Annotated in this window: 23 protein-coding genes; 12 read left to right on the plus strand and 11 right to left on the minus strand. The window is 46.2% G+C overall.

Features of this window, described 5'->3' with window-relative positions:
- The 4 genes from QUA42_RS01685 to QUA42_RS01700 form a co-directional block, all read right to left on the minus strand.
- Positions 1–3,199: DUF4347 domain-containing protein (locus QUA42_RS01685; RefSeq protein ID WP_333134534.1), on the minus strand; the 3,199-nt coding region annotated here is incomplete at its 3' end.
- A gap of 809 nt (positions 3,200–4,008) precedes the next feature.
- Complete coding sequence (locus QUA42_RS01690; RefSeq protein ID WP_333134536.1) at positions 4,009–6,117, minus strand: prolyl oligopeptidase family serine peptidase; 2,109 nt, start codon at positions 6,115–6,117, stop codon at positions 4,009–4,011.
- A gap of 346 nt (positions 6,118–6,463) precedes the next feature.
- On the minus strand, positions 6,464–7,057 hold the full coding sequence (recR, locus tag QUA42_RS01695) for a recombination mediator RecR (protein ID WP_333036394.1): 594 nt from the start codon (positions 7,055–7,057) through the stop codon (positions 6,464–6,466).
- A 152-nt stretch (positions 7,058–7,209) separates the two neighbouring features.
- Positions 7,210–7,578 (minus strand): translation initiation factor, encoded by a 369-nt coding sequence (locus QUA42_RS01700; RefSeq protein ID WP_190737631.1) that lies wholly within the window; start codon positions 7,576–7,578, stop codon positions 7,210–7,212.
- Between the two features lie 240 nt (positions 7,579–7,818).
- On the opposite strand from QUA42_RS01700, the gene trpB reads away from it, so the two are divergent.
- The 3 genes from trpB to QUA42_RS01715 all read left to right on the plus strand — a co-directional run bounded on the left by trpB (position 7,819) and on the right by QUA42_RS01715 (position 10,356).
- Positions 7,819–9,057, plus strand: a complete 1,239-nt coding sequence (gene trpB / locus QUA42_RS01705; protein ID WP_333134538.1) for a tryptophan synthase subunit beta — start codon at positions 7,819–7,821, stop codon at positions 9,055–9,057.
- Between the two features lie 69 nt (positions 9,058–9,126).
- On the plus strand, positions 9,127–9,633 hold the full coding sequence (locus QUA42_RS01710) for a CAP domain-containing protein (protein WP_333134540.1): 507 nt from the start codon (positions 9,127–9,129) through the stop codon (positions 9,631–9,633).
- A 90-nt stretch (positions 9,634–9,723) separates the two neighbouring features.
- Positions 9,724–10,356 (plus strand): ribonuclease D, encoded by a 633-nt coding sequence (locus QUA42_RS01715; RefSeq protein WP_333134542.1) that lies wholly within the window; start codon positions 9,724–9,726, stop codon positions 10,354–10,356.
- Between the two features lie 281 nt (positions 10,357–10,637).
- On the opposite strand, the gene QUA42_RS01720 is transcribed toward QUA42_RS01715, so the two are convergent.
- Complete coding sequence (locus QUA42_RS01720; RefSeq protein WP_333134544.1) at positions 10,638–11,699, minus strand: hypothetical protein; 1,062 nt, start codon at positions 11,697–11,699, stop codon at positions 10,638–10,640.
- A gap of 309 nt (positions 11,700–12,008) precedes the next feature.
- Between QUA42_RS01720 and QUA42_RS01725 the strand changes: the two genes are divergently transcribed.
- On the plus strand, positions 12,009–12,161 hold the full coding sequence (locus QUA42_RS01725) for a hypothetical protein (RefSeq protein ID WP_333134546.1): 153 nt from the start codon (positions 12,009–12,011) through the stop codon (positions 12,159–12,161).
- A gap of 142 nt (positions 12,162–12,303) precedes the next feature.
- Here the strand turns inward: QUA42_RS01725 and QUA42_RS01730 are convergent, their stop codons facing one another.
- Positions 12,304–13,431 carry a HetZ-related protein 2 gene (locus QUA42_RS01730; protein WP_333134548.1) on the minus strand — a complete coding sequence of 376 codons (1,128 nt, stop codon included), beginning with the start codon at positions 13,429–13,431 and terminating at the stop codon, positions 12,304–12,306.
- A gap of 145 nt (positions 13,432–13,576) precedes the next feature.
- On the opposite strand from QUA42_RS01730, the gene glyS reads away from it, so the two are divergent.
- Positions 13,577–15,751 (plus strand): glycine--tRNA ligase subunit beta, encoded by a 2,175-nt coding sequence (glyS, locus tag QUA42_RS01735; protein WP_333134551.1) that lies wholly within the window; start codon positions 13,577–13,579, stop codon positions 15,749–15,751.
- A 331-nt stretch (positions 15,752–16,082) separates the two neighbouring features.
- Positions 16,083–17,429: a UDP-N-acetylmuramoyl-L-alanine--D-glutamate ligase gene (murD, locus tag QUA42_RS01740; RefSeq protein WP_333134553.1), complete on the plus strand. Its 1,347-nt coding sequence runs from the start codon at positions 16,083–16,085 to the stop codon at positions 17,427–17,429.
- Positions 17,430–17,567: 138 nt separating this feature from the next.
- On the opposite strand, the gene QUA42_RS01745 is transcribed toward murD, so the two are convergent.
- From QUA42_RS01745 to QUA42_RS01760, 4 genes are all read right to left on the minus strand, one after another.
- The gene (locus QUA42_RS01745; protein WP_333134555.1) at positions 17,568–17,726 is read right to left on the minus strand and encodes a hypothetical protein; all 159 of its coding nucleotides are present in this window, start codon (positions 17,724–17,726) and stop codon (positions 17,568–17,570) included.
- Positions 17,727–17,777: 51 nt separating this feature from the next.
- The gene (locus tag QUA42_RS01750) at positions 17,778–18,140 is read right to left on the minus strand and encodes a hypothetical protein (RefSeq protein WP_333134828.1); all 363 of its coding nucleotides are present in this window, start codon (positions 18,138–18,140) and stop codon (positions 17,778–17,780) included.
- Complete coding sequence (locus QUA42_RS01755) at positions 18,109–18,291, minus strand: hypothetical protein (RefSeq protein WP_333134556.1); 183 nt, start codon at positions 18,289–18,291, stop codon at positions 18,109–18,111. Before QUA42_RS01755 ends, QUA42_RS01750 begins: the two co-directional genes overlap by 32 nt.
- 90 nt (positions 18,292–18,381) lie before the next feature.
- Positions 18,382–18,792 (minus strand): MAPEG family protein, encoded by a 411-nt coding sequence (locus QUA42_RS01760; protein ID WP_333134558.1) that lies wholly within the window; start codon positions 18,790–18,792, stop codon positions 18,382–18,384.
- 31 nt (positions 18,793–18,823) lie between these two features.
- On the opposite strand from QUA42_RS01760, the gene QUA42_RS01765 reads away from it, so the two are divergent.
- From QUA42_RS01765 to QUA42_RS01785, 5 genes are all read left to right on the plus strand, one after another.
- Positions 18,824–19,078 (plus strand): hypothetical protein, encoded by a 255-nt coding sequence (locus QUA42_RS01765; protein WP_333134560.1) that lies wholly within the window; start codon positions 18,824–18,826, stop codon positions 19,076–19,078.
- Between the two features lie 214 nt (positions 19,079–19,292).
- Positions 19,293–20,231: a DUF389 domain-containing protein gene (locus QUA42_RS01770; RefSeq protein WP_333134562.1), complete on the plus strand. Its 939-nt coding sequence runs from the start codon at positions 19,293–19,295 to the stop codon at positions 20,229–20,231.
- Between the two features lie 19 nt (positions 20,232–20,250).
- Positions 20,251–21,828 (plus strand): sodium:proton antiporter, encoded by a 1,578-nt coding sequence (locus QUA42_RS01775; protein ID WP_333134564.1) that lies wholly within the window; start codon positions 20,251–20,253, stop codon positions 21,826–21,828.
- A gap of 264 nt (positions 21,829–22,092) precedes the next feature.
- Positions 22,093–22,872, plus strand: a complete 780-nt coding sequence (locus QUA42_RS01780; protein WP_333134566.1) for a class I SAM-dependent methyltransferase — start codon at positions 22,093–22,095, stop codon at positions 22,870–22,872.
- 96 nt (positions 22,873–22,968) lie between these two features.
- A complete protein-coding gene (locus QUA42_RS01785; protein ID WP_333134568.1) occupies positions 22,969–23,304 on the plus strand; it encodes a cupin domain-containing protein in 336 nt (111 codons plus the stop codon).
- Positions 23,305–23,473: 169 nt separating this feature from the next.
- Here QUA42_RS01785 and QUA42_RS01790 read toward each other — a convergent pair whose 3' ends face one another.
- The gene (locus QUA42_RS01790; RefSeq protein ID WP_333134570.1) at positions 23,474–24,175 is read right to left on the minus strand and encodes a Crp/Fnr family transcriptional regulator; all 702 of its coding nucleotides are present in this window, start codon (positions 24,173–24,175) and stop codon (positions 23,474–23,476) included.
- A 45-nt stretch (positions 24,176–24,220) separates the two neighbouring features.
- On the opposite strand from QUA42_RS01790, the gene QUA42_RS01795 reads away from it, so the two are divergent.
- Complete coding sequence (locus QUA42_RS01795; RefSeq protein WP_333134572.1) at positions 24,221–24,415, plus strand: hypothetical protein; 195 nt, start codon at positions 24,221–24,223, stop codon at positions 24,413–24,415.
- Positions 24,416–24,490: the final 75 nt, after the last annotated feature.

The raw sequence follows: 24,490 nt of genomic DNA on the forward strand, positions 1-24,490 counted from the left end.
CTGGATCTCCTAAAAACAGGATGCCTTGGGCCGCTGGGGGCAGGGTGTTGATGGTGTAGGAGGCGATCGACCCGTCGGGGTCATTTCCTCCCAATCCGGGCACCGGGGCGCTGCTGTTTGGCCCTAGGCTGGAGTTGGCAGGGTTGGCTGAGGGCGGTTGGTTGGGTGTCGTTCCTGTTAAACCGAGATTCGCGTTAGCTGGGGGGCTAACTGCGCCGCTGTTATCTGTGGCGCTGTAGGTAAAATTGGCACCGGTAAAGCTACCTGTGGATTGGAAAAATAGTTGTCCTATTTGTGCCGGTGTCAAAACTTGACCCGGTGTCACGGCGACTCCGCCGTTGGCTGGATCTCCTAAAAACAGGATGCCTTGGGCCGCTGGGGGCAGGGTGTTGATGGTGTAGGAGGCGATCGACCCGTCGAAGTCGGGGTCGCTGCCTCCCAATCCCGTGACTAACTGGCTGCTGTTGGGCCCGAGGCTGGAGGTGGCAGGGTTGGCAACTGGCGGTTGGTTGGGAGTCGGAGTTGGTGCTGGTGTCAGAGTGGTTGTGACTTTAGCGCCCGGAGCACTACCGTCATTGTTGGTTGAAGTCGGGTCATAGGTACTGGAGGTACTTCTGGCGGTGTTGCTGACGCTGGCATCTGGGGGTGCGATGAAACTAACTGTATTGGTAATCGCAGCAGGAGCACCGCTGGCTAAGCTGGGAACAGATGAGAAGGTGACAATGCCAGTAATTGGATCGTAAGTACCGCTGGATAGACTAACTATTGTTAAATTGGGAACAATGCTATCAGTAATTATGACGTTTTCGGCTGTGCTAGGGCCGTTGTTGACTGTGGAAATTGTGTAACTGACTGTCCTACCCACAGTTTCGGTAGTAGTCCCGGTTTTGGTGGTAACAACATCGGCACTAGGTGTCAGGGTTGTGGTGACTTTAGCCAGCGGATCAGTGCCGTTGTTGTTTTCAGGAAAAGGATCTGGGGTAGGTGAGGTACTTCTGGCGGTGTTGGTGACGCTGGCATCTGGGGGTGCGATGAAACTAACTGTGTTGGTAATCGCAGCAGGAGCACCGCTGGCTAAGCTGGGAACAGATGAGAAGGTGACAATGCCAGTAATTGGATCGTAAGTACCGCTGGATAGACTAACTATTGTTAAATTGGGAACAATGCTATCAGTAATTATGACGTTTTCGGCTGTGCTAGGGCCGTTGTTGACTGTGGAAATTGTGTAACTGACTGTCCTACCCACAGTTTCGGTAGTAGTCCCGGTTTTGGTGGTAACAACATCGGCAAGAGCAGCAACAATTGTAGTTGAGACTTGAGAGATGGGTTGGGAACTATTGTTGTTAGCTAGATTGGGGTCGAAAGTGCTGGATGTGCTATAGGCACTGTTAGTTAAGGCAGCGCCGACTGTTGCCGGAACTCTTGCGGTGATGGTGCGGGTTTCGCTAGCACCGTTAGTTAGAGTCGGAATCGCCGGCCAGATGACCGTCCTCGTTGTGGGATTGAAACTACCGTTGTTGTCAGTGCTGACGAAAGTTAAGCCCTGTGGGAGCGGATCTTGAATCAGGACGCTTTCGGCGTTGTTTGGCCCGTTATTTGTGGAGGTAATCGTATAGCTAATGGTGCTATTGGGTATGGCATAAAGCGGACCTTTTTTAACAATGGAAACGTCGGCTTTGAGTGCAGGCTCATCTATACTTTGGACGATGACATTGTTAACTTCGTGAATGTTTGTGTTTCCCCCTGTCGAAGCAGCAAAGCCAAATTTAAAAGTACGTGGAACTGCTCCGTTTACGGTTGCCAAATTTGGTATGTCGAGCAGTGTTTCGCCCGCATCAAATGTGCCACTACCGTCCAAGTCGAAGGCAACAGTCAGACGGTTAGGAAATGTTGGTGAATTCGCGGGAAATAATGTAACTTGAACGGTTCTTTTAGCCTCAGCGCGAATGCTTGTATTTTTATTATCTATCCCACCGGGAACGACTCTGCTAGTTAAAAAATTATAAGATGTGCTTTCGCTGCCTCTAAGTCCTACTGCATCCTCTAGCTGCCCTCCGGGCGCAGCCGGATTTGTATTTACACGCCCTCCCGCTCCTGATTGACTAGCAGAATAATTGCCAAACTCGTCTAATCCGACACCTAAATAACCTCCTACAATACCCGGTACGATTCCACCCCTATTATTCTGAGCATAGCCGAGAGAGCCACCGTAGCCTCCCGCTTTTGTTGGCGTAGCTGTTCCGTCAATGAGGAAAAAACTAATGCCATCCGCACCCAAGAGAGCACCATTCGGATCAGGGACAGTACCTCTGTTATAGGCAAAGAAATCAAAGGTAACTCTCAGACCCTCAGTGGCAGAGATGGGGTTGTTGTAGATAACAAAAGCTGCTTCGTCAAACTTATTTGATGTTAATCTCAAAGTACCGCTTCCGGGTGAATCGCCAGTCCCTAAAGCGGGAATAACGCCGCTGAGGTTTTGTGTACTACCTGCGGTTAAGCCTGGTGGATCGGATGCGCCAAAAATTCCATATATCCAAGGCCCGATTACTGTTGTATTTTTAAATTCTTCAGCCGCTAAGGTAGCCAGGACTGATGTGTAGCCTTCTAGGACTTTTTTTTCAAAGGCTAGTTCGGTATTTATGTGTCCTGTAGTAATTTCTAATTTCCAGTCGCCACCTAATGCTGCACTCCCTGTTAGATTGTTGGAAGCGGCAATATTTGCTCGTGTTATTTCACTGATTTTTTGTATGAATTTAAGGCCGGATTCGCCGGCGGCTATGTTACAGCCGTAAAGCAGAATGCTGCCGGATTCGTTAAGGGCTTTTCCCCACTGCTGCAATTGGTTGCTGTATGTTTCTAGATTATCAATATTAAGTTCTGTTGAGCCGATTTCTACTGCTGCTTCTCGGCCGTGAGAAACTATGTGCAGGCTGGTGATACTGCTGCGCTGACCCAGAATTTCGGTGATTTGCTCGATCGCGTCCCTAGTATGATTGAGTACAAATACTTCCGTTCCTGCTTTAATACCACCGATCAATTGATGGTAGTTTTCTACTCGGGAGTCAACAATCACTAGAGATTTTTTCGTGTCCGGTTCTGCTGTAGAGCTTGCTTGTGCGAAAAAAAAGTTGTTCTTAGTGGCAATATTCGTAGATTTAGGTATTTTTACGGCTGTAAAATTTGGCAGATAGGAGATCATTTTCCTTATTCCCTGATTTAGTTATTTGTTTTAGCCTACCCACCTTGAGAAAATTCCATAAACACCAAAATATAAATTTTCAATTAATTTTGTTTATAAAAATAATTAAATACTTACGTATTTTTTGAGTTTTTAGGAAAGAATTGGACGAGGACTGCAGCGGGCGATCGCGCGTGGCTAGGGCGAAAAATCACCGCCACTCCTACGCAAGCGTTTTCGGGCTTTGACTAGGCTAGCAAAGTCTTTTTATTGGAGAAGAAGCCATGCCAGAAAATGGAGATTTCGCTCGCCAATTACTTAGGCAGTGGTGAAAAAAGGCAGTAATTCCGGTAACACGAAGCTTCTCAGTACGGTTGTAAGTAAGATTTTTTGTTGAATCTTCACCATAAGCCAACTTAAAAAAGTGGTTTCCGAGAATTAGAAAATTTTTAATTTGCGATTCGATTTACTACTGTTTGCCATTAACATCGCGGGCAAATTTACTTATATTGAAGCAATATCAAAAAATTATCATAAATACCACTAAAACATACAAAAATTAACATAGCGTCAGGCAAGTTAATACCACCTAGGAGTTGACAAGTTGCACTAATCTATGATTTAAATTTTCGGGTGTCCACAGCCAAACGTAGTGAAGCGATCGCAGGATTTGAGAATTGAACGCGAGATTTGCAGAAAAAATTCTTTCAAATACTAGGGTGAGGTGCTTTGTGCTGCGTGCCTACCCTACGGGAGAGGCAGAAAAATTGAGGGTGGCGCGATCGCACTTTCTCGGAGTCGGCAACCCCCAATTCCGCGCTTTTTAAACGTTAGTTAATATCGAGTTCGCGCACTAAAAAAGCCCATTCATCTGCCAATTCTTCAATGATTTTCGCAGTGGGTTTACCGGCACCGTGTCCCGCTTTAGTTTCAATGCGAATTAACACGGGTTTTTCTCCCGCGTGGGTTTCTTGCAAGGCAGAAGCAAACTTGAAACTGTGGGCAGGAACTACTCGATCGTCGTGATCGGCAGTTGTAATCATTGTCGCCGGATAAGCCGTTCCCGGTTTGAGATTGTGCAGGGGAGAATAGCCGTGAATTGTGGAAAATTCTTCGGGATTTTCCGGCGAACCGTATTCAGAAGTCCAAGCCCAACCAATGGTAAACTTGTGGAAGCGCAACATATCCAAAACGCCGACTGCCGGCAGTGCTGCACCGAACAATTCCGGCCGCTGAGTCATGCAAGCTCCCACTAATAAACCGCCGTTGCTACCGCCTGCGATCGCCAATTTTGCCGGTTTGGTATACTTGTTTTCGATCAACCATTCAGCGCCAGCTATAAAGTCATCAAACACGTTTTGCTTGTTCAACTTTTTGCCTGCTTCGTGCCATGATTCGCCGTACTCGCCGCCTCCCCGCAAACAGGCGATCGCATAAACTCCGCCCATCTCTAACCACACTATTCTGCTAACAGAAAAACTCGGGGTTAGCGAGATGCCAAAACCACCGTATCCGTACAGGTAGGTGGGGTTATTGCCATCCAACGGCAAGCCTTTCTTGTGGGTAATAAACATGGGTACTTGCGTACCGTCTTTGCTGGGGTAAAATACTTGTTTTGTCTCGTAATCGTCGGGATTAAAATCGACATTTGGCTGCCGATAAATCGTACTTTCATCTGTCACCATATTGTAGTGATAGATGATGTTAGGTGCAGTGAAACTGGTGTAAGCATAAAAAGTTTCGGTGTCGTGCCGCTTGCCGCTGAATCCTCCCGCAGAACCGATTCCGGGCAAGGCAACTTCTCGCACGAAAGAGCCATCTAAGTTGAAAATTTTAATTTGGGTGTAGGCGTCTTTCAAGTAGGAAGCGACAAATTGATTGTTCAGGAGGCCGATGCCTTCGAGAGTTTCTGCTGCTTCGGGGATAATTTCTGTGAACCCCCCCTCCCGGGGCGACGGAGGGGTTTCATCACAGGCGAGGGATGAGGGAGGTGGGTTGTTGGTGTCGATCGCAATTACGCGGCCCAACGGTGCATTCAAGTCTGTTTGAAACCAGAAAATAGAGCCCTCATTGTCGATGAAACTGTACTCAGCCTCGAATTCGCTAATCAGTTCTACAACGGTTGATTCCGGTGCCGTTAAATCCTTGTAGAAAATCAAGTTTTTGGTTTCAGTTCCCTGCCAAACTGAGATAATCAAGTATTTGCCATCTTCGGTGACGCCGCCGCTAAATCCCCACTCTTTTTGGTCTGGTCGCTCGTAGATTAATACATCTTCAGATTGGGGCGTGCCGATTTGGTGGTAAAACAGTTTTTGGTAATAGTTAACTTCTTCGTGCTTGCTTTTTTCGTTGGGTTCGTCGTAGCGACTATAAAAAAAACCTTTGCCGTCGTGAGTCCACGATGCTCCTGAGAATTTAATCCACTTTAAATGGTCTGATAAATCTTCGCTGGTTGCCACGTCACGGACTTTCCATTCCTGCCAGTCCGAACCGGAACTTGACAAACCGTAGGCCATGTATTTGCCGTCTTCGCTGATAGCTATCCCACCCAGAGCAACGGTTCCATCTTCTGAGAGAGTGTTGGGGTCAATTAATACTTTGGGTTCGCTGTCGAGGGATGTTAACGTGTAGAGTACGGATTGATTTTGCAGGCCGTCATTCTTGTAGTAGAAATAGCGAGATCCTTCTTTGAAAGGTATGCCGTATTTCTCGTAATCCCAAAGTTGAGTCAGGCGCTGTTTGATTTTTTCCCGCGCCGGAATTTCGTTGAGGTAGGCAAAAGTGACTGCGTTTTGGGCTTCCACCCAAGCTTGCGTTTCCTCAGAGTCGGGATTTTCCAGCCATCTGTAGGGGTCGGATACTTTGACGCCGTGGTAGTCGTCTGTTTGGTCGATTTTGGGGGTTGTGGGGTAGGTGAAAGGTCGATCGAATTTAGCCATGATTTTTTACTCTCGGTAACTTTGTCCAGTTTACCCTTTCGCGGCAGTGACGACAGGGAACAACGAAACTCAAGAGCAAAAACCAAATACCAAATACCCGACAGGTTGAAACCTGTCGCTACACCGACAAAACCCGCCGATGCGGGTTTCATATCTTACAATTGTGTCATTGCGAGCCTCAGGGAAGCAATAGCAGAAGCTTAGAATATAGCTCTCATCGCATCAATTGTATACTCTTCATCCTCTCTTCTCTTCCTACCCTTCGGGAACGGCTTCGCCGAACGTGCCCTTGGCGTCTTCGCGGTTCGTTTCTCTTATTTTTAAATCAGCCATCACCCGTTTTCAACTAATCCAACTCTCTCCTTCCTTCCAAAGCGCGAGCCAATGTAACTTCATCGGCATATTCCAAATCTCCCCCCATCGGCAAACCAAAAGCTATGCGCGTCACTAGGGTAAAAGGTTTTAATAAGTGACCGATATAAAGAGTAGTAGTTTCGCCTTCCACGCTGGGACTAATAGCAATAATTACTTCCTTAACCTTTTGCTGGCTGACGCGCCGGACTAAGGGTTGAATGTTCAATTGTTCTGGGCCAATTCCATCCATCGGCGAGATAACGCCCCCAACAACGTGATATTTACCCATATATTCCCGCGTTTTTTCTAAAGCGATTACGTCGCGGGATTCTGACACTACACAAATGGTATGAGTGTCGCGGTTGGTATTGCGGCAAATTTCGCAAACAGGGTCAGCAGATAAGTGAAAGCATACTTGACAGAAACCTACTTGCTGTTTGGCATCAATCAAAGATTTAGCTAGGGCTTGCACTTCTTCTTCCGGTCGCTTCAAAATATGTAAAGCGAGCCTCTGGGCTGTTTTTGGGCCGACTCCTGGCAAGCGCTGCAATTGTTCGATTAAACGAGCTAAAGGTCGAGTGTACATTAAAAATTGGCGGTAATTGGTAATATCATTTCTGGTTGATTCGCGATGGTAGAATTGGCGCGAAGTAGGGGCGGGTTTTACCAACCATCTATGTTTTAAACTAAGTATATCATAAACTCGTCCCGCCCATACACTGATGGCTATTGACTAATTTACCCTCCACTAATTTTAGCTTTGTAGCCTAATTTTGTGATAATTTCTAGCAGCTTTTGCTTGTGTTCGCCTTGAATTTCGATTTCATTATCTTTGACTGTGCCACCAGTACCGCATTGGGCTTTTAGCTGCTTGGCTAAAGTTGCTAAAGTTTCAGGTTTTTCCTGAAAGCCGCTGATGACTGTAACTGTTTTGCCACCGCGTCCTTTTCGGGATGCTTCGATTTTGAGGTTTTGTTGATTGGGGGGAACTTCGGCCACTCCCCGTTGGAGGGCGGCGGAGTTGTCAACGTTGCCAAATTCGGAGTAAACTATTCGTTTCCCCTCGGTTGTTTTGCTGTCAGAATCTTTGCGTTTGGATGCTGCCATAGGTTAAGATGCTTGAACTTTTTTTACTGGTATTTCTAGTTTTAGCGGATTGGGGTATGGTTGCGATCGCTCGGAATGCGCTCTATCTTCTACTTATTGTATTAGCCCGTCAAGCGTTCAAGGAATTATAATGAAATTTGTGCGATCGCCTCAAGTCCACAACCGATTTGGTACGATCGATACCAAGCCTCTAGCTTACCCGCGAATCTAAAAAATCTAAAATCTAAAATCTAAAATCAAATGACAGTCACCCCCCTGCATCTCACCACCGAAACCAGCGCCCAACGCCCAGACTCCCTCGGCAGATTCGGCAAATTCGGCGGCAAATACGTCCCCGAAACCCTGATGCCCGCTTTATTTGAACTAGAAGCCGCTTTCCACAAATACCGCAGCGAACCGGAATTTCAACAGCAACTCCAACAATTGCTCAAAGATTATGTCGGCCGCCCCAGCCCTTTGTATTTCGCGGAACGCCTTACCGAACACTACGCTAAAGCAGACGGAACTGGCCCGCAAATTTACCTCAAACGCGAAGATTTAAACCACACCGGTGCTCACAAAATCAACAACGCTTTAGCTCAAGCATTGCTGGCAAAACGTATGGGCAAAAAGCGGGTAATTGCTGAAACTGGTGCCGGTCAACATGGCGTTGCTACTGCTACAGTTTGCGCTCGTTTCGGTATAGAATGCGTTGTCTACATGGGCGTTCACGACATGGAAAGACAGGCTTTAAATGTGTTTAGAATGCGCTTGATGGGAGCCGAAGTGCGGCCGGTGGCGGCGGGTACGGGAACGCTGAAAGATGCGACTTCGGAAGCGATTCGCGACTGGGTGACAAATGTGGAGACAACTCATTACATTCTCGGTTCCGTAGCGGGCCCGCATCCTTACCCGATGATGGTACGCGATTTCCATGCGGTAATAGGTGAAGAAACGCGCGCTCAGTGTCAGGAAAAGTGGGGCGGTTTGCCGGATATTTTATTAGCTTGCGTCGGCGGCGGTTCTAATGCAATGGGTCTTTTCCATGAGTTTGTCGGGGAAGAAACTGTCAGATTGATTGGTATTGAAGCGGCGGGCGAAGGCGTGGAAACTGATAAACACGCTGCTACTTTGACTAAGGGAAGTGTGGGAGTTCTACACGGGGCAATGAGTTATTTGCTGCAAGATAATGAAGGTCAAGTGATTGAGCCACATTCGATTAGTGCGGGTTTGGATTATCCGGGTGTGGGGCCGGAACATAGTTATTTGAAGGATGCGGGCAGGGCTGAATATTATAGCGTAACTGATGCAGAAGCGCTGGGAGCATTTCAGCGGCTTTCGCAGTTGGAGGGGATTATTCCGGCTTTGGAAACTTCTCACGCGATCGCCTATTTAGAGACTCTGTGCCCGCAGCTAACAGGCAATCCGCGCATTGTGCTGAACTGTTCGGGACGCGGCGACAAAGACGTGAACACTGTAGCGAAGGTTCTGAATATCTAGGTTAGCGGAATGTGGGGCGATCGCTCTGTAGGAATTGGTAACAATTAACTTTATTTCTCGTTTGATTTCATGTCCAAAGGTTTGATTTTGATGTGCTTGGGATTGTTGACAATCCTGCCTAAGTGTGACACCTCTATTCCTACGCGATCGCTGCCACAAACTCCCATGAATACTAATGTTGCTTCGAGTGCTATTACTGACTTAGAAAAAGCGGTTAACCAACAGATCAATCAATACCGAGCATCTAAAAAGTTGCCACCGCTGACTATCGATCCGCGAATCACTCAGATAGCAAGAATTCACAGCGAAGATATGGCTAAGGGTAAAGTAAGTTTCAGCCACGATGGATTTGAGGGGCGGGCGAAAGCAATTACTATTCCTTATAAAAGTGTAGCTGAAAATCTTGCTTACAATTTCGGCTTCAGCGACCCGGTACGCAATGCTGTTGAGGGTTGGATTAAAAGTGACGGCCACCGCAAAAATATGGAAGGTCAGTTTAATGTGACAGGTATTGGGGTTGCCAAAAATGCCAAAGGCGAGTATTATTTTACTCAGCTTTTTGTTCGCAGTCGGTAAGGTGAAGGAAGAAGGAAGAAGGAAGAGGGAAGAGGGAAGAAGGCAGTCAACAGTCAACAGTCAACAGTCAACAGTCAATAGTTACCAATAATGGAATTTGCAGATTTTCAAGTGTGCGATGGTGATATTCCCGATTCTCTCTTATCTTATTATTTGACTGCGCCGGCGATCGCGGTTGATACGGAAACAATGGGTTTGCTACCTTGGCGCGATCGCTTGTGTTTGGTTCAGTTGTGCAATCCCGAAGGTAAAGTTGCAGTGGTGCGGATTGCCAAAGGCCAGACAGCAGCACCGAATTTAAAGAAGTTAATGGAAGCCGAAAATATTGAGAAAGTATTTCATTTTGCGCGCTTTGATATGGCAACAATGCGTTACAATTTAAGTATTGACATTGCACCAGTTTTCTGCACAAAGCTAGCTAGTAAACTTGCTAGAACTTATACCAACAAACACGGATTGAAAGAATTAATTCTAGAACTCGAAAAGGTAGAATTAAATAAAACATCTCAAAGTTCCGACTGGGGAAATGCGACTAATCTTTCGGACGATCAACTAAATTATGCTGCTAACGATGTCCGCTATTTGCTGAGCGCTAAACAAAAGTTGACTGCTATGTTGCAGCGAGAAGAACGCTGGGAAATTGCACAGCAATGTTTTCAGTGTTTGCCCGTTTTTGTGAGTTTGGATTTATTGCAGTACAAGGATGTTTTCGAGCACGGCTAATACAATTTTAGATTTTAGATTTTAGAAGATTGGGAATGACTGATGAGTACCAGGGTTTAGAGTACGGGCATAAAGTTCGCTTCTTTTTGGGGAACTGGTATAAGATCCTGTCACCTCGCAGAACTGCCATCAAATTGGTTTGTAGTGAAAACTTGAGTTATCATAAAACTCGCTCGGACTTTAGTCCTCACTACAAACGTAATTATTATTATTATTATTATTTGGCCGGACTTGATGTGAGTTAAAAAAAATTCAAAACAGTCATCTATTGCTGATTAGGGCTACTCGGGATTGTGTTCGTGCAGCAAAGCTTCAATTTGGTCGTCAACATTTCTAACCACCTGTTCCAAAGCGGGCAACCCCTCTAAATGCACAGGAGAAAGCCGAGTTCGATCGCGAATTTGATTCACTTTCCGCTGCAATTCTTCGGCCAGCCGCAGTGCGTCCCGACTCAAAGTAGACAACTGCTGCTGCTGGTAAAACCTCAAAGCTGCCCCCCGCAAAACTTGCAGGGTGGCTTCTTCCTTGCCACCCACCGTCATTATCCGCAAGCGCAACAGCAAATGAGTGTTTTGATATACGCGCTCAACTTCGACTTGTTTGGGATGTTCCACCGGGCCAACAGGCATATCTGTCAGTCGCTTCAACTCGTCGATGACCTCTTGGAAAAGGACGAAATCGATACCTTCGAGCATCGATTTCAAAACGCCATCTTGACTCCAAAGAATGCGACCGTGGGACTGGTGCCGCTCAAAAAACAGGCGGCCGATACCCTCTCGCAGCACTCTACCGAGCAATTCTTGTAGGAGTTGGGGCGCGGGCAAAGTTGTCAAAACTTCCACTCGGCTTGACAAATGCAAGGCCTCGACATTCAAAACCGATAGCGGTGTCGGTGTCGGGGGAACCTCAGGGCCAGGAGGTTTAAACCGCTCAGCCTCGGGCATCGAGGGTTCTGGCACAGACAGCAGCGTTTCTGCATTGGGGCCTGAAGTTGCTGATGCGGGATTTTTGGCTGTTGGGGCTGCTGCGGTTTCTGTCTGGCTGGGTACTTTGAGCTGGCTCCCGTGGAGCAAGTAAGCTGAGAGCATCGAGCGCTGAGTTTCTGAGGTAATTTGCTCAGTTGTGACTGAGCAATTCATGTAAGCTAAAATCCGCTGCACGTAGTCCAAGGCGGAGTCATCTTGGGCATCGACTACGCCCAATTTAAACAGATTACCTTCTAGAGATAAAGGCAAAACTTGATAGTAAAGGCAAGCTTCAAAGGGGACAACTGTATCGATTAGGTGAAAAATTCGATCGGAGTCCATTGTAGCTGCCGAGTCTGTTGAAGATGTATGTACCATTAGCTGCTTTGTAGTTGGAAGCGCGATCGAGCGCGACGCACCAACCTGATGCGATAAAATTAAACGCTGCAACTTCCCTGACGGAGGAATTGGCCTAACAACCGGAAGCTTTTATTAAAGAAAAATCCTTAGTCCCAGAATTTTCTCCCTTCTGTATTGCGGCCTCAAACTCTACCAAAAGATTGAGAACTAGATGATGACTAGCGCAGTCTAGACCCACTATCATCGATCGCCCGAGATTGATGCCCGTGGCTGGCAACAATAGAATTATGTCTTTAATGCACAAGTATTAGAGATGCACCACAACCGATGATTTACGGGCAACCGCTGAATTTAGGATTGGTTAAAAAATCCTCAAAAGTCGATCGTGCTGCTAGTATCTTACCTCAGAGAGCTGACTGCGATCGTCTCCGAGCGCGATCGTCACGGCAGCGCTACGATATCCCGATCGATCTAACCTGATTTGATACAAGGGGCATCGCGCGGTTTTCCACAGGGAAACTCGCAGTAATCTGTGGCTGTTCGGGAATTGATTTGTAGCGCGGCTTCTGAAAAATGCTACCGCCAATTAACAATTAGCAATTGCCTGCCACCCATTACCAATCTACTCGTTGCGGAGGGATTGAGCTGCTAAATAGAGTTTGCTCCACTCGCCGATGACTTGATTGGTTTTCAGCTTTAATTCAGATGCGATCGTCTCTACACTTTTCCCTGCTTTCAGCGATTCTACCAACTGCCGCTGCACCGGCGTGAGGTCTTGTAAATATTGCTGCCACTGAGCCGGAGTCAAGCCCAAACTGTGTTCTTTGAGCGAAGTTTCCAGCCAGTTGGCGACTAATTCCGGTGCTTGTTTGACCGCAAAAACCCGAATCGCGTGGTAACTGACTTTTTCTCGCAAGCGGTAAATTTGCTTGATCGGAACCTTCAAATCCTCGGCAATTGCCTCTTGGGAACGACCTTGGAGGTAAAGCTGCAGCCACCGGGAAGCCAGCGGATCGACTTCAGCGGCCAAGTAATTCTCAAATTCTTGTTGGACAATCTGCCGCTGAGTTTGCTGCTCTTCCCAAGCTTGATTTTCTCGATACTCGGACATCGCCTGTTCGTCTAGCAGGCTGAGCGGTTCGTCTGTATCGTCGGGTAGAACCTGTTCCGACACCAGCCGCACCCAGTCTCCTGCAGGCACTTGTGTCAACCCGCCGCGCTGAGCACGCCGCAGGTAGTTGACAAAACGGTACACCAGCAGCGGCTGGTTGCGGATCGGCCGCAAGCAGTATTCTTCTGTGCTCGCTAGCAGCAAAGCATTTCGCAGGCGTCTGTCTGAGGTGCATTCGGCAATCCAGGCGACTTGCTGCTGCAGGTAGCGATCGGAATTGAGCATTTCCTGAATCACTTCTTGTAGTACCTCCACCGCACTCCGCTGTCTGTCGCGACTCAGGGAAACCCACGCTTGGATTTTTTGCCGGAGCACAACTAAACCGCCGAGCCGCCCGATCAAGTTGCGGTAAGCTTTTTCTGGCGGTACTCCCAGATACCGAGAAATCAAAATTCGATATAAAAAGTCGATCGCCCCAGAGGCGACAGACAATTGAGTTGGGCTAAGAGTGTCAAATCTTTCGGGCTTGTCTCCCAACAGCCAGCGGACCACACTCTCGCGAGTGCTAGAATTTTCGTCCGGGCAATCTTTTTCCAGTCGAGACTTCCAATCTTGTCCTAGTCTTTCCGCCAAGGTCATGGGCTGTCGAGAATATTGTCTTTCACCCCCGATTTTACGTGGTATCCTGGATTTTTGAGTATTTTTCAGATATTTCAGATATACGATCGCGCGATCGGATAAATTACCTTAAATTACCCTAAACAAAATTCCATTACGGTGCGATATGCCTAACTTTTTATTAGAACTCGGTACAGAAGAATTGCCCGCATCTTTTGTCTCAGGCAGCGCCCAGCAGTGGCAGCGACTTATACCTGCAACGCTGGCAGAAGAATCCTTGACAAATGACTCTATTAATGTATACGCTACTCCGAGGCGTTTGGCCGTTCTCGTGAAAGGGCTGCCAGTTCAGCAATTAGATAGAGAAGAAGAGGTAAAAGGGCCACCCGCGAGTTCGGCTTTTAAAGATGGCAAACCGACGAAAGCAGCCGAAGGTTTTGCGAAAAAGCAGGGCGTAGAAATTGATGCTTTGGAAGTTCGCGCTACCGATAAAGGCGATTTTGTATTTGTGCTCAAAAAGATTCCGGGGCGGATGACAGCGGATATTTTGACAGAACTTGTGCCGCAGTGGATTAATAAGTTAGAAGGCAAAAGATTTATGCGGTGGGCCGACGGAGATTTGAAGTTTCCGCGCCCGATTCGATGGATGGTGGCTTTGTTAGATGATACTGTACTGCCAATTACATTGGTGAGCGGTTCGGATACGGTCAAGAGCGATCGAATTTCCCAAGGGCACCGGGTGTTATACACCTCCCCTACACCCGAGAAGGGGGGGACGGGGGGGGTTTCGATTCCCCAAGCCGAGGATTATGTCGAGTGTCTGCGGGCTGCTTGCGTGGAGGTCGATCGAACCCAGCGCAAAAATCAAATTAAAGGACAAGTAGAAGCCGCAGCAACAAAACAAGGCGGTTACGCCGACATTACCGAAGATTTGTTAGAAGAAGTCACCGACTTAGTAGAATGGCCGAACGCAGTTGTCGGGAAATTTGACGACGAATTTTTGATATTGCCGCCGGAAGTAATTACCACAATTATTGTTACAAACCAGCGGTATTTTCCAATTCTCAAAAGCCCAGATTATCCCGAACTTCTGCCCTATTTCATTACAATTTCCAACGGCGACCCGGCTAAAGCGGCGATTATTGCTGCAGGTAACGAGCGAGTAGTGCGGGCGAGATTGGCAGACGGTCAGTTTTTCTACAAAGCAGACTTGGTAAAGCCTCTAGAGGATTATTTGCCCAAGTTGGCAACAGTTACTTTCCAGGAAGATTTGGGGACAGTACGCGCAAAAGTCGATCGGCTGTGCAAAATTGCCAGCCTCATCGCCACTCAACTGCAAATAACAGGCGAACAACAAGCTTATATAGCAAGAGCAGCCTTACTTTGCAAAGCAGACCTCGTAACCCAAATGGTTTACGAACTTCCCGAAATGCAAGGAATCATGGGGCAGAAATACGCCTTAGCAAGTGGCGAATCGGAAGAAGTAGCCACAGCAATTTTTGAACATTATTTGCCCAAAGGTGCGGGCGATAATTTGCCGCAAACTCTCACAGGTCAAGCTGTCGGAATAGCGGACAAATTAGATACTTTAGTCAGTATCTTCGGCTTGGGAATGTTGCCGACTGGTTCATCCGACCCCTTCGCTTTGCGCCGCGCTGCTAATGCAATAATTAACATTATTTGGGCGGCTCAGTTGCCCATCAATTTGCACCAGTTGCTCGCAGAAGTTGTTGCCGAATTTACCGCAGCGCGTCCAGAAACACCGGCGGAGTTGCTGGATCAGTTATACGAGTTTTTCTTGCAAAGAATTCGGACTTTATTGCAAGAAGAAAAAAATGTAGATTACGATTTGGTAAATGCCGTTTTGGGAGAAAACGACCCAGAATATACTGAACGAGCATTGAGAGATTTGTTGGACGCACGGGAAAGAGCGCTTTTCTTACAACAAATCCGCAATAACCAGACTTTGGATCTAATTTACGAAACAGTCAACCGTTCAACTCGTTTGGCGGCTCAAGGTGATTTGGATAAAATAGAATTGGAACCGAAAACGGCGGTGAAACCCGAGTTATTTCAAAAGTCGTCTGAACAAGCTTTTTACGATGCAGTAGTGCAGTTAGTGCCGCAAACACAGCTATCTAAACAAACTCGCAATTACCAGCAGTTGGTAGATAGTTTGACTGAGATTGCTCCGACTGTCAGCAACTTTTTCGACGGGCCAGAAAGCGTTTTGGTGATGGACTCTGACCCGGAAATTAAGCAAAATCGGTTGAATTTACTGGGTTTGCTGCGGAATCACGCGCGGGTGTTGGCTGACTTTGGGGCGATCGTGAAAGGTTAAAAAATTCACGGTAAATCATCATGCTAGGGTGCGCAATGCGCACCTTATGCGACAAAAAAAATCGCGGTAAATCATCATGATAGTAAATTAGACAATATTGCAAAAGTCGTAAACTATCTTGAAAGTATCTGCGTTTATCTGCGGTTTCCCTATCTATCAAAGATTTATCCAATAAGCCTATCATAATGGTAGGGTGCGCATTGCGCACCTTACGATAACTTTGTCAAAACAGTCATAATTTAAGCAAAATGGCCAATAGCCAACAACAGATCCCAGGTTAAGATATAAACTTAGAAAACCAGGGAACTTCGCTCCATCACACACACAACTTATGCCGATCGCTCATATCATTGGACTAGGAAAATCAGGAATTGCCGCCGCCAGACTGCTAAAACGCGAAGGATGGGAAGTAACGTTGAGCGATCGCTCATCTTCTCCAAATTTGCACGAACAGCAACAGGAATTTGCTAACGAAGGAATTAACGTTGAGTTAGGTAAATCTTTTGAACCAGTCGAATCTATAGAATTAATAGTAGTAAGTCCGGGGGTTCCCTGGGACAGTCCAGCATTAGCGCGCGCCAGAGAGTTAGGCATTGAAACAATCGGAGAAATGGCTCTCGCATGGCGTTACCTCAAATCTCCTTGGGTGGGAATTACCGGCACTAACGGCAAAACTACTACTACTGCTTTAATTGCGGCTATTTTTGAAGAAGCCGGGCTTTACGCTCCCGCTTGCGGCAATATTGGTTATGCTGCGTGCGAATTAGCTTTAGGCGAAAAACCGCCGGATTGGGTAATCGCCGAAATCAGCAGCTACCAGATAGAATCCTCGCCGTTTGTAGCGCCGCGAATCGGAGTTTTGACGACTTTGACGCCGGATCACCTCAGCCGCCACAAAACTTTAGAAAATTACTACAGCATTAAAGCGCATTTGCTGAAAAAGTCTGAATTGCAAGTAATTAACGGTGACGATCCTTGTTTGCGGCAGCAAGGAGTTGACATTTGGCCGGATGCGTGTTGGACGAGTGTCAAAGGTGAAAAAGAACTGTTGGGCGATCGCACTTTTGGAGCGTACATCGAAAACGGTTGGGTAATAGCTCAAAGCGAGAAAATTTTGCCGGCTAATTCTTTGCGGATGGTGGGAGAACACAATTTGCAGAATTTGTTAATGGCGGTGGCTGCGGCTAATTTGGCGGGGATAGATAAAAGTGCGATCGCCCGGGCGATCGCTAAATTCCCCGGAGTTTCGCACCGCCTCGAACACATCTGCACTTGGGAAGGCATAGATTTCATCAACGACAGCAAAGCTACTAATTATGACGCCGCGCAAGTCGGGTTGGCTTCTGTCAGCGCACCGGCGATTTTAATTGCCGGCGGTGACGCCAAAGAAGGGGACGATCGCGCTTGGATTGATACAATCAAGGCGAAAGCTGCTGCGGTGTTGCTAATTGGGGATGCCGCGAGTCTTTTTGCCTCGCGCCTCGAACAAGCAAATTACAACGCTTGGGAAATAGTCGAAACAATGGAAAGAGCAATCCCGCGAGCAGCCGAATTAGGCAAACAGAACAACGCTAAAGTAGTGCTGCTTTCCCCAGCCTGTGCTAGCTTCGATCAATACCAAAACTTCGAGCAACGGGGCGATCATTTTCGCCAATTATGCCTTGAATCCCTAGTTTAGATATGTCATTGTTCGCTGTGTACAAATTAAGATTGTTATACACAGCGAACACTAACACAATTAAATCTGCGTTCATCCGCGTCTATCGGCTTACATCTGCGGTGAAAAATTAAAACCTCTGATTTGGGTCAATCTACTTTAACTAACAGTCTTCCAAATATCCTTAATTCTAGCCTGCTGTTCCCATTCTAGCTCAGAAAAAACTAGCATCATTTCCTCATGAGTGTAATCTATAATTATTGCAGCCAATTGAGCCGCCGTTTCCGCTTCCAGCATGGCTATTTTTAACTTTGCCATTGCCTCTTTATCCATTAGCACTAAAGTTTGAATATTGACCTCACTCTCATTTTAATTGTGTCTGCAAATGTCTTTTAATTTAGTCTGAAAATCAGCAAGCTGAGCAGCACTTATTGTATCAGAATGCCGCGAGGATATTTTAATTTTTTTGCTGCAAATCTGAGAGAGCAATTTTTCATCAATCTCCAGAATATTGCCTGGGGAAGTGACATTTTTTTGCAACAAAGCTGCGATTTCTCTTTCCAGTTGGCGATAGCCTTGCTGAAAGAAATCTTGAGAGTTAGAACGAAACAAACCGCTATTGACTTGCTGAATGTGGTTAGGTGTTAGCGATTGAGCCGAGACAGCAGCCGGAAATCCAAAAGATGCAGCTAGCCACCAGCTAAAAATTATCTGTTTGAGAATGCTGTTCATCACTGTCGGGAGAATTTTGTACCTCAGTTGGTTTCTCGTCTTCTGACTCGCTTGCTAATTCATCTTCTCGTTCAAGTTTTTCTTGCCACTCCACAAGCTGCTGAAAAAGTTTCGGTTTAATTTCAAATACGGGTTTGTTGGTTTCTGACATATTTACTCCTAACATTTATTACATTTAACTGGTTCCCAGGCAGAGCCTGGAAACGAGTAGGAAAACACTTATGTCGATCCGAAGCTACGCTCAAACCTTCAGCAGTGACATAATTATGCCTGTTAAGGAACCACCCAGCAAAGCTAAAGTAGCTAAGGTACTAATGCCAAATCCTGCCGCTCTTTTTTCAGCAGCTTGATAGTAACCCAAAGCAAACAAAATGCGTCCAACTATCCAAACTGCGCCAATACCAGCGCCCCAAATTGGGCTGATAAATTGCGAGAATAGCCACAGCGAGGGCAAAAATAGAATCATTTGCTCTAGGGTATTTTGCTGAACTCGCACGACTCGCTCAAAGTCTGGGTTTCCTGTCATCTGCGGGGGAGAAACTTTGTGTTTGAATCTAGCTCTGCCGACGTTGATGGTAACAACGAAGTAGAGAATTAATGCTGAAACAGTAATTAGACTAGGCCAAAGTGTCGCGTTTGCTTCTGCGAGCATGATTCGGTATTATTGGGGTGGAGTATATATCTTGATTATAAATCAATTATTGCCGATCGCGTTATTCATCGCCATCCCGTCATTCAAGGCAGGGGATTTGATTCAACTGCTGGGTATTAGTGGCGCGACAATTGCTTTAGAGTTCTGGGACCTCCTCGAAAACTTGCTGGCTGGGATTCGGATTCTTTTGCTCGCACCTGCATACGGATACAAGCCTCCGACTCTTGTCGTGAGTAGCCCAAATTTTAGACTCTTGTTCAAGCTCACAGATTCATCTGTGGAGTAAATCTAAAATCTGTGGAGTAAATTTAAAATCTAAAATCTCGAATCTAAAATCTCGAATCTAAAATCTAAAATCTAAAATCGACTGACCCCACCTGCATACGAATACAAGCCCCCGACTTAAGGAGATTATTTTGCTCAACAATATTCGAGACCGTCTTAAATATTTCACCAGGAGCAGAATTCCTCGAGAGCATTTAAAGCAAATACGAGTTGACTTGTTGGAAGAATCAACCCTAGATATTAACTATCTTGTCTTAATTCTCAGCTCCTGTATAATTGCCACCTTTGGACTGCTTGCCAACAGTGCAGCCGTAATTATCGGTGCAATGATCATTGCGCCTCTGATGTTGCCAATCCGAGGGTTAGCATTTGGAGCGGTAGAAGGTAACGTTCTCCTCTTCCGCAAAGGTTTAATTTCATTAGCAGTCGGGACGGTGCTAGCAATTTTTCTAGCTTGTTTTTTGGGCGCTTTGGTACAACTTCCCGGCTTTGGGAGCGAAGTTCTAGCTCGTTCTAAACCTACATTACTAGACTTAGGAATTGCGATCGCCGCTGGGGGAATCAGCGGCTATGCGAAAGTTCAGCCCAAAGTTTCTGCTACTCTGGCGGGAACTGCGATCGCGGTGGCTCTCATGCCGCCAATTTGTGTTATAGGTTTAGGCTTATCTCAAGCTAATTGGTCGCTCAGCCTGGGAGCAAGCCTCCTGTATCTTACTAATTTGCTGGGGATTACTCTCTCCTGTATGCTAACCTCTTTAATGGCCGGCTACACCCCTCTGCATCGCGCCGGTAAAGCCCTCCTTTGGGCGCTAGCATTGACGGCTATACTTGTGATTCCTCTGGGCGTGAGTTTTGCGGAATTGATCGAGCAAGCGCAACTCGAAGCCAGCCTGAAGCGGGCGTTGCTTAACCGAACTATCACTTTTCAACGGGTGGAACTGATTAAAACTGATACTAACTGGTTGACAAAACCGCCGGAGGTTCGTCTGATTGTTCGCAGCAGCGAAGCTTTGACACCCAAACAGGTGCAGCTTTTAGAAGCATTTGTCGAAAAAGAAATGGGTCAAAAATTTACCCTAATTTTTCAAGTCAGTCAAGTTGAAGAAGTGCGGGGTTCAACGGCAGATAAGTCCCGACCGAAACCGAAACCTTAACTATTTTATCCCTAATTGTATGACCCCAGAAACTCTAATTCACGAAGCGACGATCGAGGGGAATCTGAAGCAATTTCTCTTAGTGCTAGCGGTTTCCTTAACTGTGGCGACGCTGCCGCAAATCTTTGGGTGGCTGAGCAAAATTCCCTACACGCTCCTGTTAGTAATTGTCGGGTTGGGTTTGGCTTTTATAGATGTGCGGCTGGTGACGCTTTCACCGAAACTGATTCTGTTGATTTTTTTGCCACCTCTGTTGTTTGAAGCTGCTTGGAATCTGGAATGGCCTAAACTCAAGCGGGATTTAGTGCCGATCGCTCTTTATGCGGTTTTGGGTGTTGTTATTTCTGTTGCTGGCGTGGCTTTTGCTCTCAACCAAATAGCTGGAGTTTCTTTAGCGATCGCTCTGTTGGTAGGAGCTAGTATATCTGCTACAGATCCTGTTTCAGTAATTGCATTGTTCCGGGAATTGGGAGTTGAAAAACGCCTAGCTTTGCTGGTGGAGGGAGAGAGTTTATTTAATGATGGCATTGCTATTGTTGCTTTTAGTTTTTTGGTGGGATTCTCTCTAGGGACTGATGACGTTGGCATCCCAATTCTGATTGCGCGTTTCTTAGCTTTTGTGGGAATTGGGGTTGTTGTCGGCAGTTTAATCGGTTTTGGAGTTTCTTATCTGACTCAACCATTTGATCTACCTTTGGTTGAGCAATCGTTAACCCTAGTTTCAGCCTACGGCACTTATATAGTTGTGGAGGAGCTCGGCGGTTCAGGGGTGATTGGGGTGGTAACGATGGGCTTGATATTTGGCAATTTTGGCTCTCAGATAGGTATGCAACCCAGTACCAGACTTGCGGTAACACAATTTTGGAATTTTTTGGCGTTTTTTGTAAATTCGATCATGTTCCTGCTGATTGGCGATCAGATGAGGTTTGCTGATTTGGGAGCGAATTTAGGAGTGATTGGCATAACTGTAGTGGCGATGTTTGTGACGCGAGCAATCGCTATTTTTGGTCTAGGATGGTTGAGCAATTGGTTAGGGAAATCTGAAATTTCATTGCCCGATCAAACTGTGATTTGGTGGGGAGGGTTACGGGGTTCTGTATCGATTGCTTTAGCTTTGAGCGTACCCCATGTTCTGCCCGAGCGACCAACAATTATTGCGATCGTGTTTGGCGTAGTTTTATTTACGCTGCTAGTACAAGGTTTAACCACCAAGGCGCTGCTGGAAAAATTGGGGTTGTTGAGCAACCAGGAGTTGCGCCAGCAGTATCTGGAGGCGATCGCCCAACGTGTTGCTCTCAATCGGGTTCTCAAGTATCTCTCTGATGTATCGGGCGATCGTAAAATCGAGCCTGAGTTTTCTAATCATCTCGTGACTCAGCTTCAAGAAAAATTAAACTTGCTGCAAGCAGAAATCAACAAAATGTACGATCGATCTCCTGAACTGCGGCAGATGACTATCGACAAACTCGAAGGGGATTTGCAGGCAATAGAGGCTGATACTTATGCTGAATTTGTGCGCGCTGGTCAATTGAATGAGCTGCCTGTTTCTGTGTTGCGGCAATGTTTTCAAGATCGGAATGAAAAAATTGTTTCTTAATAGGATGTTTGTAGGGATAATCCCCGTGATTGTCCCGCTGATGTGGAAATTTTGCGTAAGTCATAAAACTCTCAAATTTTTTGTTTCTTATTCGATTCCGTGTTGGAAATCAAAAACAGTCCGAATTGTTGAGGGGCGGATCTAGTATAATTCCTGATATTGTAGGGTTCGTCAGCCTACGATAATTTGAATATGAGCTACATCATAGAAAGATTGGGGAAAATTTGGCAAACTGAGAGTAAGGTTAAATAGGAGGTCAATTTAATGACCAATACTGCTCTCAATTTTAAGACGGCACCCGGACATGAAGTTCTGGCCGCGGCGGGTAAGAAAATGTTGAGACCGGGGGGGAAACTTGCTACAAAACAGTTATTTGAATGGGCGGATTTTCAGCCTGGGGAGACTGTTTTGGAGTTGGCTGCTAGTTTTGGATATAGTTCGATCGCCCTTGTTGAACGTTTTGGCGTAAAAGTAGTGGGAGTTGAGAAAAATCCCGAGAGTGTGGCCCGCGCTCGTGCTAATGTTGCAGCAGCAGGTTTGAGCGATCGAGTAGAAATTGTGGAAGGAGATATTTTTCACTTGGATCGCATTTCCCAACAGTTTGATTGGGTGTTGGCTGAAGCTATCCTGACAATGCAGTCACCCTCGGGGAAAGCTAAAATTGTATCGGGAATTTGCGATCGTTTAAAACCAGGCGGCAAGTTTCTCTCTCACGAACTTTTAGCTAGAAACCGAGAATCAGAAATTCACAAAGCTTTATCAGAAGTGATTCGCGTCAATTCAACGCCTTTGTCTGAGTCTGGCTGGATTGCTGTTTGCCAAAACGCCGGTTTGCAAGTAGAAAAGTGTCAAACCGGGGCGATGGGGCTCCTCAACTTACCGCGAATGCTGCAAGATGAAGGGTTTGTGGGTACTGTGCGGATTTTGTGGAATATATTAAGTCGATCGCAAATTCGCGATCGCATCTTAGCAATGCGTCGAGTTTTCCAGCATTACCAACAGGATCTAGGCTACATCGTTATCTCTGCCAAAAAACAATCTTAACCGATTCAATCGATTTTCACTTTTCGATGGAAGAAAGTGAAGCCACTGATAAATTCGAGACTTGTAACCAAATTAATTAATTAATTGTCAAAAACTATGACTACTACTCTTTTACCGCTACAATCTTCAGCAATCCAACTCCGAGACGCAATTGAATATCCCGCCGCCGGAGTCCTGAACAAAATTTTAGTCAAAGACAAGAATTGTCAGTACAGTTTATTTTGTCTGGCCACAGGAACGGAAATTTCGGAACACTCTTCGGCACGGAATGCCACAGTTAATGTCATCGAAGGAAAGGGGATTTTGACTTTGGAAGGCAAGGATATTGTTTTGGAACCGGGGGTATTTGTCTTCATGCCCGGTAAAGCTATTCACGCTTTGAAAGCCGAAAAAAATTTGGCGTTTATTTTGATACTTTCTGAGGCTAGTTAATTTCCGCAATATTGCTGTAGGGGCTGGTTTTACCAACCATAATTGTCTAAAATCAATAATCTCATATACCCGCCCCGATTCACTGTTGGGGGCGGGTTTATATAGATAGTGAGTTGCAGTCAAATATTGTTTGTTAAACCCGCCCCTATAAGAATAGGGATCTTAACCTTTAGTCTATTTCTTCTCCCGAGGCGAGATCCTCTAATTTCTTCCAATCCAATACAATAATTTTACCGCCTCGACTGTAGGAGACAAACGGCTTTAGTTTCTTAAATAACCGCACGCATTCTTCGTAGGTAATTCCAATGCTGCGAGCAATTTGATAGTAGGGAAAACGTTTTTCTAAACATACACTATTATCCGCAATCTTCGTACCTTGCTCGACGGCAAAGTAATGAATAAATCGGGCCAGCCGCACGATCGCCCTTTCCGACACCAACCCGTGTACAGTCTCGTGCATTTGCTGCAACCGCTGATTAAAAACCGCCAATATTCGCAAAGCAATCTCGGGATTTTCCCGAATTGCTGCTAGCAAAACTTCCCGTTGTGTGGTAAGAACTTCCACATCAGTTTCTGCTGTCACCGTTGCGGGGGCAATGCCGTTGCCTAGCAAAGCAGGTGCAGCAAAGATATCTCCCTGAAATAAAGTGCGGAGAATTGTTTCTTTGCCCGCAGCCGCTGTTTTTGCAACCCGCAGAGAACCGCTCAAAAGAGTGTATAATTTTTCGGGTATGCGATCGCCCTCATACATCACAACTTCTCCCTGTCGGTAACTGCAAATTACTGTGTGTTCTTGCAATCGTTCTAATTCAGTTCGGTTTAAGCTGGCAAATATTCCTATTTTAGCCAGTTGCTCAACAGTTGCTTTCATACTTTTAACTCTACCCGATAGGAGCCCATTGACAGTATAATAAAGGTGAATTCAGAATATATTGAGACAAGTAGAGCCATCTACGAAAATGCAGAATCCCAATATCAGCGATATTATTGTGATAAGATAGCTGGCGGATTTTTGCTAATCCAACGCCACCAAAATCTTAATAATTCGGAATTCTTCCTGGCTGAAGTTTTGGCTAAAATAGGGATGAGAGTTAAAATGCTGAGCGAGTAAGCAGCAGAGGGTGTGACAACGCCAGATGCTGAGAGAGGGTCAGATTTGCGAATTTAAGGAGTTGACAGAAGAGAC

The sequence above is a fragment of the Microcoleus sp. Pol11C2 genome (assembly GCF_036701505.1).
GTDB lineage: Bacteria > Cyanobacteriota > Cyanobacteriia > Cyanobacteriales > Microcoleaceae > Microcoleus.

Excerpts from the sequence above, each read along its gene's own strand:
- QUA42_RS01690 (WP_333134536.1), bottom strand. The coding sequence starts at position 6,117 with ATGGCTAAATTCGATCGACCTTTCACCTACCCCACAACCCCCAAAATC.
- recR (WP_333036394.1), bottom strand. The coding sequence starts at position 7,057 with ATGTACACTCGACCTTTAGCTCGTTTAATCGAACAATTGCAGCGCTTG.
- QUA42_RS01700 (WP_190737631.1), bottom strand. The coding sequence starts at position 7,578 with ATGGCAGCATCCAAACGCAAAGATTCTGACAGCAAAACAACCGAGGGG.
- trpB (WP_333134538.1), top strand. The coding sequence starts at position 7,819 with ATGACAGTCACCCCCCTGCATCTCACCACCGAAACCAGCGCCCAACGC.
- QUA42_RS01710 (WP_333134540.1), top strand. The coding sequence starts at position 9,127 with ATGTCCAAAGGTTTGATTTTGATGTGCTTGGGATTGTTGACAATCCTG.
- QUA42_RS01715 (WP_333134542.1), top strand. The coding sequence starts at position 9,724 with ATGGAATTTGCAGATTTTCAAGTGTGCGATGGTGATATTCCCGATTCT.
- QUA42_RS01720 (WP_333134544.1), bottom strand. The coding sequence starts at position 11,699 with ATGGTACATACATCTTCAACAGACTCGGCAGCTACAATGGACTCCGAT.
- QUA42_RS01725 (WP_333134546.1), top strand. The coding sequence starts at position 12,009 with ATGATTTACGGGCAACCGCTGAATTTAGGATTGGTTAAAAAATCCTCA.
- QUA42_RS01730 (WP_333134548.1), bottom strand. The coding sequence starts at position 13,431 with ATGACCTTGGCGGAAAGACTAGGACAAGATTGGAAGTCTCGACTGGAA.
- glyS (WP_333134551.1), top strand. The coding sequence starts at position 13,577 with ATGCCTAACTTTTTATTAGAACTCGGTACAGAAGAATTGCCCGCATCT.
- murD (WP_333134553.1), top strand. The coding sequence starts at position 16,083 with ATGCCGATCGCTCATATCATTGGACTAGGAAAATCAGGAATTGCCGCC.
- QUA42_RS01745 (WP_333134555.1), bottom strand. The coding sequence starts at position 17,726 with ATGGCAAAGTTAAAAATAGCCATGCTGGAAGCGGAAACGGCGGCTCAA.
- QUA42_RS01750 (WP_333134828.1), bottom strand. The coding sequence starts at position 18,140 with ATGAACAGCATTCTCAAACAGATAATTTTTAGCTGGTGGCTAGCTGCA.
- QUA42_RS01755 (WP_333134556.1), bottom strand. The coding sequence starts at position 18,291 with ATGTCAGAAACCAACAAACCCGTATTTGAAATTAAACCGAAACTTTTT.
- QUA42_RS01760 (WP_333134558.1), bottom strand. The coding sequence starts at position 18,792 with ATGCTCGCAGAAGCAAACGCGACACTTTGGCCTAGTCTAATTACTGTT.
- QUA42_RS01775 (WP_333134564.1), top strand. The coding sequence starts at position 20,251 with ATGACCCCAGAAACTCTAATTCACGAAGCGACGATCGAGGGGAATCTG.
- QUA42_RS01780 (WP_333134566.1), top strand. The coding sequence starts at position 22,093 with ATGACCAATACTGCTCTCAATTTTAAGACGGCACCCGGACATGAAGTT.
- QUA42_RS01785 (WP_333134568.1), top strand. The coding sequence starts at position 22,969 with ATGACTACTACTCTTTTACCGCTACAATCTTCAGCAATCCAACTCCGA.
- QUA42_RS01790 (WP_333134570.1), bottom strand. The coding sequence starts at position 24,175 with ATGAAAGCAACTGTTGAGCAACTGGCTAAAATAGGAATATTTGCCAGC.